Source organism: Xanthomonas sp. NCPPB 1128 (assembly GCF_001043115.1).
GTDB lineage: Bacteria > Pseudomonadota > Gammaproteobacteria > Xanthomonadales > Xanthomonadaceae > Xanthomonas_A.
Genome location: NZ_LFME01000022.1, coordinates 80,908 through 87,218, shown reverse-complemented (window position 1 = coordinate 87,218; position 6,311 = coordinate 80,908). Strand labels below are relative to the sequence as shown.

General features: G+C 67.5%; 6 protein-coding genes and 1 pseudogene. 3 read left to right on the top strand and 4 right to left on the bottom strand.

The genetic code is table 11. The features are described 5' to 3' along the window. The first annotated feature begins 6 nt into the window (after nt 1-6). From ACP93_RS14245 to ACP93_RS21510, 3 genes and pseudogenes are all read left to right on the top strand, one after another. Nucleotides 7-1,305: a DUF58 domain-containing protein gene (locus ACP93_RS14245; RefSeq protein WP_048491327.1), complete on the top strand. Its 1,299-nt coding sequence runs from the start codon at nt 7-9 to the stop codon at nt 1,303-1,305. Nucleotides 1,306-1,688: 383 nt separating this feature from the next. Further along, entirely contained in the window at nt 1,689-2,000 is a 312-nt protein-coding gene (locus ACP93_RS21845; RefSeq protein WP_131721650.1) for a hypothetical protein, read from the top strand. 87 nt (nt 2,001-2,087) lie between these two features. Next, a pseudogene (locus ACP93_RS21510) lies at nt 2,088-2,385 on the top strand (DUF58 domain-containing protein); the annotation flags it as partial. Between the two features lie 516 nt (nt 2,386-2,901). Here the strand turns inward: ACP93_RS21510 and ACP93_RS14240 are convergent. From ACP93_RS14240 to ACP93_RS14225, 4 genes are all read right to left on the bottom strand, one after another. Next, on the bottom strand, nt 2,902-3,567 hold the full coding sequence (locus ACP93_RS14240; protein WP_048491326.1) for a hypothetical protein: 666 nt from the start codon (nt 3,565-3,567) through the stop codon (nt 2,902-2,904). 229 nt (nt 3,568-3,796) lie between these two features. Continuing rightward, complete coding sequence (locus tag ACP93_RS22505) at nt 3,797-4,102, bottom strand: hypothetical protein (protein WP_343123110.1); 306 nt, start codon at nt 4,100-4,102, stop codon at nt 3,797-3,799. Between the two features lie 361 nt (nt 4,103-4,463). Further along, nucleotides 4,464-5,645 carry a glutathionylspermidine synthase family protein gene (locus ACP93_RS14230; RefSeq protein WP_048491324.1) on the bottom strand — a complete coding sequence of 394 codons (1,182 nt, stop codon included), beginning with the start codon at nt 5,643-5,645 and terminating at the stop codon, nt 4,464-4,466. Nucleotides 5,646-5,679: 34 nt separating this feature from the next. Continuing rightward, on the bottom strand, nt 5,680-6,237 hold the full coding sequence (locus tag ACP93_RS14225; RefSeq protein ID WP_048491323.1) for a DUF1190 domain-containing protein: 558 nt from the start codon (nt 6,235-6,237) through the stop codon (nt 5,680-5,682). Nucleotides 6,238-6,311: the final 74 nt, after the last annotated feature.

Genomic DNA, 6,311 nt, shown 5'->3' with positions numbered 1-6,311 from the left:
CCCCCGATGAGACCCGCCCCGCTCCTGCTGGCCCTGCTCGCGCTGTGGGCGCTGTACGGCTTGGCCGTGGCGCTGGGCTGGCTGCCGCTGTGGAGCTGGCAGGCGCTCGGCGCCGGCATCGGCCTGATCGCCGCGCTCGATGCGTGGCGGCTGTGGCGCCGGCCCACGCCACAGGTGCGCCGCGACCTGCCCGAAGCGCTGCCGCTGGGCGTGCAGCGCGAGGTGGTGCTGCATCTGGACAGCGCACAGCGCCAGCGCGTGGACCTGTTCGACCTGGTCCCCAGCGGCTGGGAGCTGCAGGGCCTGCCGCAATGCATGACCCTGCCCGCCGCGCACCAGACCCAGGTGCGCTACCAACTGCGCCCGACCGCGCGCGGCCGCTTCGTCTTCGACGGCACCCACCTGCGCCTGCATGCGCCCTGGCGTCTGTGGTGGCAGCAACGCCTGGCCGGGCAAGCGCGGACCGTGCGTGTGTATCCGAACTTCGCGCCGCTGACGCGCTTCGCCCTGTTCAGCGCCGAACAGGCCTCGCGCCTGGTCGGCGCGCACCTGAAGCGGCGCCGCGGCGAAGGCACCGACTTCCATCAGATGCGCGAGTACCGCGTCGGCGACAGCCTGCGCCAGATCGACTGGAAGGCGACCTCGCGCGCGCGCAAGCTGATCTCGCGCGAGTACCAGGACGAGAAGAACCAGCAGTTGCTGATGCTGATCGACACCGGGCGGCGGATGCTGGCCAGCGAGCGCGGTCTGTCGCATTTCGACCACGTGCTCAACGCCGCGCTGGTGGTGTCGTACCTGGCGCTGCGCCAGGGCGATGCGGTGGGCATGATGGCCAGCGGCGGCGACGCGCGCTGGGTGGCGCCGCAGCGCGGCATGGCCACGGTCGACGTGCTGCTGCGTGCCAGCTACGACCTGCAGCCGCAACCGGTCGCCACCGACTACCTGGCCGCGGCCACCGAACTGTCGCTGCGCCAGCGCCGCCGCGCGCTGGTGATGCTGGTCAGCAACGTGCGCGACGAGGACATCGAAGACCTGCTGGCCGCGGTACGCCTGCTGCAACGCCGCCACTTGGTGTGCGTGGCCAGCCTGCGCGAGCGCGAATTGGACCAGGCGCTGGCCGAAGACGTGCACGACCTGCCGCAGGCCGTGCAGGCCGGCGCGGTGGCGCGCTACCTGCAGCAACGCAGCGCCGCACACGAGGCGCTGCGCAGCCACGGCGTGATGGTACTCGACGTCACCGGCGAGGAACTGCCCGCCGCGCTGATCGAGCGCTACCTGGCGGTGAAGCGCGATGGGTTGCTGTAGCGCGACGCTGCGGCCCATGGCGTCGCTGCCGATCCCCTTTGCACGGGATGCCGCTTACGGTTGGCCCGAATGAGCGCCATCTCCGGCGCACAGACGCCTGCTCGGTAAGGAGGCTGTAATGGCGAAGCCGCAGCCGGTCACGGACCTGACCCAGCAGCATGGTGGCCAGGTAAGCCGTTAGGCCTGCATCGTCACAGGTTTAACTCATGCGCCTGCTCAATCGTCGAATAACGCAGGCAGTATCAAGGCCAGAGCTCCGCGGTGCCATCCGGCAAGTCATGAGTTGCGGAGTAGGAGTTCCTTCTTCTCAGACCTCCAGCCTTGGTCGATACTGGGTGCAACACCGCTTTTACGCGGTCCAAGAGTTAGTTAGGCCTCAGGTGATGAGCGACAAATCCCTACCTATCGTTCTAACAGAACTCGCCGTCACGGCGTTTGCCGTAGCTGGGATCTTCTTTGCGCTGAACGTTGGCCAAGTACCCAACTGCGCTTCCATCGAGAGGCAGGCAATTTTTATGTGGATTCTTCCGGTCTCCGTAACCTTGGGGACTGGCTGCGTTACTGAGCTCCTGATCGGAATGCGCGAGGATTCGCGCTTGAGCAAGGCGATTAGCGCTCTCTGTGCATTTTCCTTGGCGCTTCTTTGGGTGATTTACAAATGGAAGCTCAACGCAATTTCAACGCTTGCCTGCTGAGGCCTAGCGATGCATTCAAGCCGAAGTCGCTTTGCGGCGCGGCTTAGTTCAGGCGTCAAGGCTCGCATGAGAGTCGCCGTGCAGTCAGTGACAAGCGACTCGGCGATCGAGGACCTGCTGACCGCCGCGCCTGCTGCAGCGCCGCCACCTGGTGTGCGTGGCCAGCCTGCTTGAGCGCGAACTGGACCTGGCGCTGAGCGAAGATGTACGCGACCTGCAGTAGACGGTGCAGGCCGGCGCGGTGGCGCGCTACCTGCAGCAACGCAGCGCCGCGCACGACACGCTGCGCAGCCACGGCGTGATGGTGCTCGACGTCACCGGCGAGGACCTGCCCGTCGCGCTGATCGAGCGCCACCTGGCGGTGAAGCGCGATGGGTTGCTGTAGCGCGACGCTGTCGATGCAGTGCGGTGGCATGCCGCCCGCGGCATGGCCAGCACCTGGCGGCTGCATCGCCCCAGCCGCTCCTGACGACAACAAGGCTGGGGTGATGGGTGCACTGTGGGAGGGACTTCAGGGGACCTCGAATCACCAAGGAGTCCCGTTGTAGGAGCGGCTTCAGCCGCGACAAGCTCTACCGGGAACGCCCGTCGCGGCTGAAGCCGCTCCTACGAGGACACGGCCAGCATGGTCGGTGCACTGTGGGAGGGACTTCAGTCCCGACGACGTCCGAAGACGACCGACGCGCATACCACCGCGCGTCGCGGCTTAAGCCGCTCCCACAAGGACACGGCGAGCATGGTCGGTGCACTGTGGTGTGGGGGAGACTTCAGGCCCGACAGCGTCCGAAGACGACCGACGCTCACGCCATCGTGCTTCGCGACCGAAGCCACTCCCATGTCGGCAACGCGCAGCAACCGCAACATGCCAGAAACGCGCATGCCGGGCTGCGCTGCGCGCGCGTCAGTGCATCGTCAGATGCTTGAAGAACAACGCCACTTCGTTCTTCGATCTGCTCTTGAACAACACCTCTTCGTACTTGCGTTCCAGCTCGGCATGCCGCCCATGCGCGTGCAGCAGATACAGCGCCGGATAGAGGGTGTTATCGATGATCCACTGCTCCGATCCCACGCTCGAAAACCAGTCGTGCGCAAACACGACACTCTGCACGAGCTGCGCCTGCCAGTCGTCCACTTCCTCGATCGCATCGAACACGCACGTCCAGATCGAGAAACGCGTTCGGAACGCCTCCAGAGATTCCTCCGCCGCCTTGAAGCAGCGCCAATCGGTCAGCATCGCGACGGTGGGATCGCGCGTGCGGGCCTGTATCGCCTTGCCGATGGTGGCGGCGTCCCAGTTCGCTGGATACGCCGCGTCTGCATCCAGCAAGGCCTCCTTCAGCACCGCATTGACGCGCGTCATCAACGCGAGATTGGACAGCGTCAGCCGCAGGTGCAACGCAAAATGTGCCTTGCTGCTGGACAGAGACATCTCATAGCCACGGAGGTTGCCGCTGTCATCGGCCGCTTCGAAACGATGCCGCCGACGCACGAAGCCCTGGCGTTCGAGTAGCGGGCCGACGACGTCGGCGATCTGCTGGAGGACGCCATCCTTGGTCTGATTGGTCATGGTCAGTGCACCACTCGCACACCGTTCCGAACGATGCGCAACGCCGTGGATGCCAGCTGCGCTCCACACCCCGGCATGCTGACCCTCGCCGCATCACGTCCGGAAGTCCAGTCTTCCCACCAACATCGCGTCGTCGTTGCTGCAAAGCGCGCCAACCGCGGCGAATCGGTCAAATCCTCGCCCTGCGCTCGCACGGCGACGGCTGCGGCATTCCGCGCCCCGTGGCCGCTCACGTCGCCGCGGGCAGCGGCGGCAACTGCACGCTGGCCTGCTGCAGGCGCTGCAGCGTGCGCAACATCAGCGGCCGGTGCCGCGCCAGCTTCATCCACGCCGGCAACCGCGCCACCATCGAGCGACCGAACAGGCCGCGCCGCTCGCGCAGCGTCGCCCCTACGTAGTCCTGCAACTCCTGCAGATGGCGCGGGTTGTAGGCCCACAGCAGGCCGGCGCGGGTCGGCGCGACCAGCGCCAGCGGCATGCCGAAATGCGGATCGCTGGGCGATCCGTCGCGCACGCGGTACGTGGTGATGGCCACCGCGCTGCTTTTCCCACACTGCGCGCAACGCCCGGTCAAGGTCGCCGGCGAAGGGGCTGAGCCGGTCGATGTCGCTCGGATTCGCACCCACTTGTGCCCGCAATGGCCGCAAGCACGATGACCTTCCAGCTGCACCGCGCCCACCCAGTCGTCGGCAGCGCTGTCCAGCCCCGCAGCGCACTGACCGCAACGGAATCGGGCCTGCCACCGATAGGGCTCCCACTGCGCCAACACCCAGCCCGGCGCGCCGCAGCGATGGCAGCGCACCGCCACTTGGTCCGCATAGGCGCCCAAAGGCGTTCCGTCGTTGCGATGCCGACGCGGCGCGCCAGGCGACGCCACGTAGGCGCGCGGCACAGACTCAGGCATACAGCACACCCGGCCGCGCGTCCTCGACGATGGCGTGCGGCAGGAACCGCGCACTGTCGCGGGTGATCGGGCCGTCGTCCTCGCGGATGCCGATGCCGCAGGCGCGGTCGCTGACGATCCAGCTGCCGACCATCGGATAGCGCCCCTCGAACGCCGGCAGCGGATGCGCCTGCTGGCGGATGTAGGGCCCGGCATAGGGGCCATCGCTCTCCAGCACCCGGCCATCGTCCAGGTGCAGCACGATGTTGGCGCCCTCGCGCGAGTGCAGCGGCTTGCGCACCCAGCCCGGCGGCAACGCGCTGCCATCGTCGAACGCGGCCGGCAGCAGGTTGGGATGGCCGCGATGGCGCTCCCACAGCAGCGGCAGGATGCCCTTGTTGCTGAGCAGCGCCTTCCACGGCGGCTCCAGCAGGCGCAGGCCCGAGCCCGGCAGCGCCTGGCCGAAGCGCTCGGCGAACATGTCCTCCAGCGGATACAGCTTGAACAGCGCGCCGATCACTGTGTCGTCCAGATCGGTGTAGCGGCCGTCGCTGGACAGGCCGATGTCCTCGATCGCGATCAGCTCGCCGCCGACGCCGGCCTGCGCGGCGCAGTCGCGCAGGTAGGCGACCGTGCCTTGATCCTCTTCCGAATCGCGCACCGCGGCGAAGTACAGCGGCGGCGGCAACCCGCCGGCGAGCGCGGCGAAGCGCTCCAGCAAGGCTTCGTGGATGGAGTTGAACTGGTCGGCGTCGTCCGGCAGGCGGCCCTGCGCGCGCTGGTCCTCCAGCCACTGCCACTGGAAGAACGCCGATTCGAACAGCGAGGTCGGCGTGTCGTAGTTCAGTTCGTACAGCTTGGCCGGGCCGCGGCCGTCGTAGGCCAGGTCCAGGCGCCCGTACAGATGCGGCTCGCGGCGCCGCCAGCTCTCGGCGATCCAGTCGCGGAACGCCGGCGGGATCGCCAGCCGCTGCATCAGCGCCTCGCTGGCGACGATCTCGTCGAGCAGGCCCATCGCCATCGCGTGCAGTTCGGCGCTGGGGTCTTCCAGGTCGCGTTCGATCTGGCGCAGGCTGAACGCGTAGTAGGCGCGTTCGTCCCAATAGCGCTGACCATCGATGGTGTGGAAGCGGAAACCGTACTCCGCGGCCTGGACGCGCCAGTCGCCGCGCTCGACGATCGCGATGCGTTTCATGCGGGGTCTCGTGCGATGAGAGAAAAAGCGGTACTCAGCTACCGAAGCTGCGTCCACCGGCGGATTCGCCGAAACCGCCGCGGCTGACGGTGACCGCACGGTTCGGCGTGGCGCCGATGTGGGTCATGGTCTGGTTGCCGCGCAGCATCGTGCCGCTTGCGGCGGCCGCACCGGCGCCGCCGGAATAGGACGCCGGCCGCTGCCATTGGTTCTGCCGGTCCTGGTAGGCCGGCGCAGCATTGAACCCGGCGGCGCGGTTGTTGTTGAGCATCTGCGACAGGAAGAAGCCGGTCATCATCGGCCCGATGAAGGAATGGCCATGGCTGTCGCGCTGCTCCACGCAACGATCCTGCGCATAGTCCTGCGCGCACTGCTCGCGGCTGGCGTACTTGGGCCCCTGTTCCGCCGCCTGCTTCTGCGCCTGCGCGAAGGCCTCGCGGCAGGTGGCGATGTCGTGGGTCTGCGCCACGCAGGCATCCACCGAGGTGTACAGGCCTTCCTGTGCCTTCGCTTCCGGCTCGCGCCCGCAGGCGGTGAACAGCAGCGGCGCGGCACTCATCAACAACAAGGCGGTCGTCTTCGACCTTTTCATGGCAACGTCTTCCTGAGTCCAGCCACGATGATGCCCGGTTCCGCCGGCCGCGGAAACCCGCGGCCGGCGGAACC

Coding starts and splice junctions, on each gene's coding strand:
- ACP93_RS21845 (WP_131721650.1), top strand. CDS start 1,689: ATGAGCGACAAATCCCTACCTATCGTTCTAACAGAACTCGCCGTCACG.
- ACP93_RS14240 (WP_048491326.1), bottom strand. CDS start 3,567: ATGACCAATCAGACCAAGGATGGCGTCCTCCAGCAGATCGCCGACGTC.
- ACP93_RS14230 (WP_048491324.1), bottom strand. CDS start 5,645: ATGAAACGCATCGCGATCGTCGAGCGCGGCGACTGGCGCGTCCAGGCC.
- ACP93_RS14245 (WP_048491327.1), top strand. CDS start 7: ATGAGACCCGCCCCGCTCCTGCTGGCCCTGCTCGCGCTGTGGGCGCTG.
- ACP93_RS14225 (WP_048491323.1), bottom strand. CDS start 6,237: ATGAAAAGGTCGAAGACGACCGCCTTGTTGTTGATGAGTGCCGCGCCG.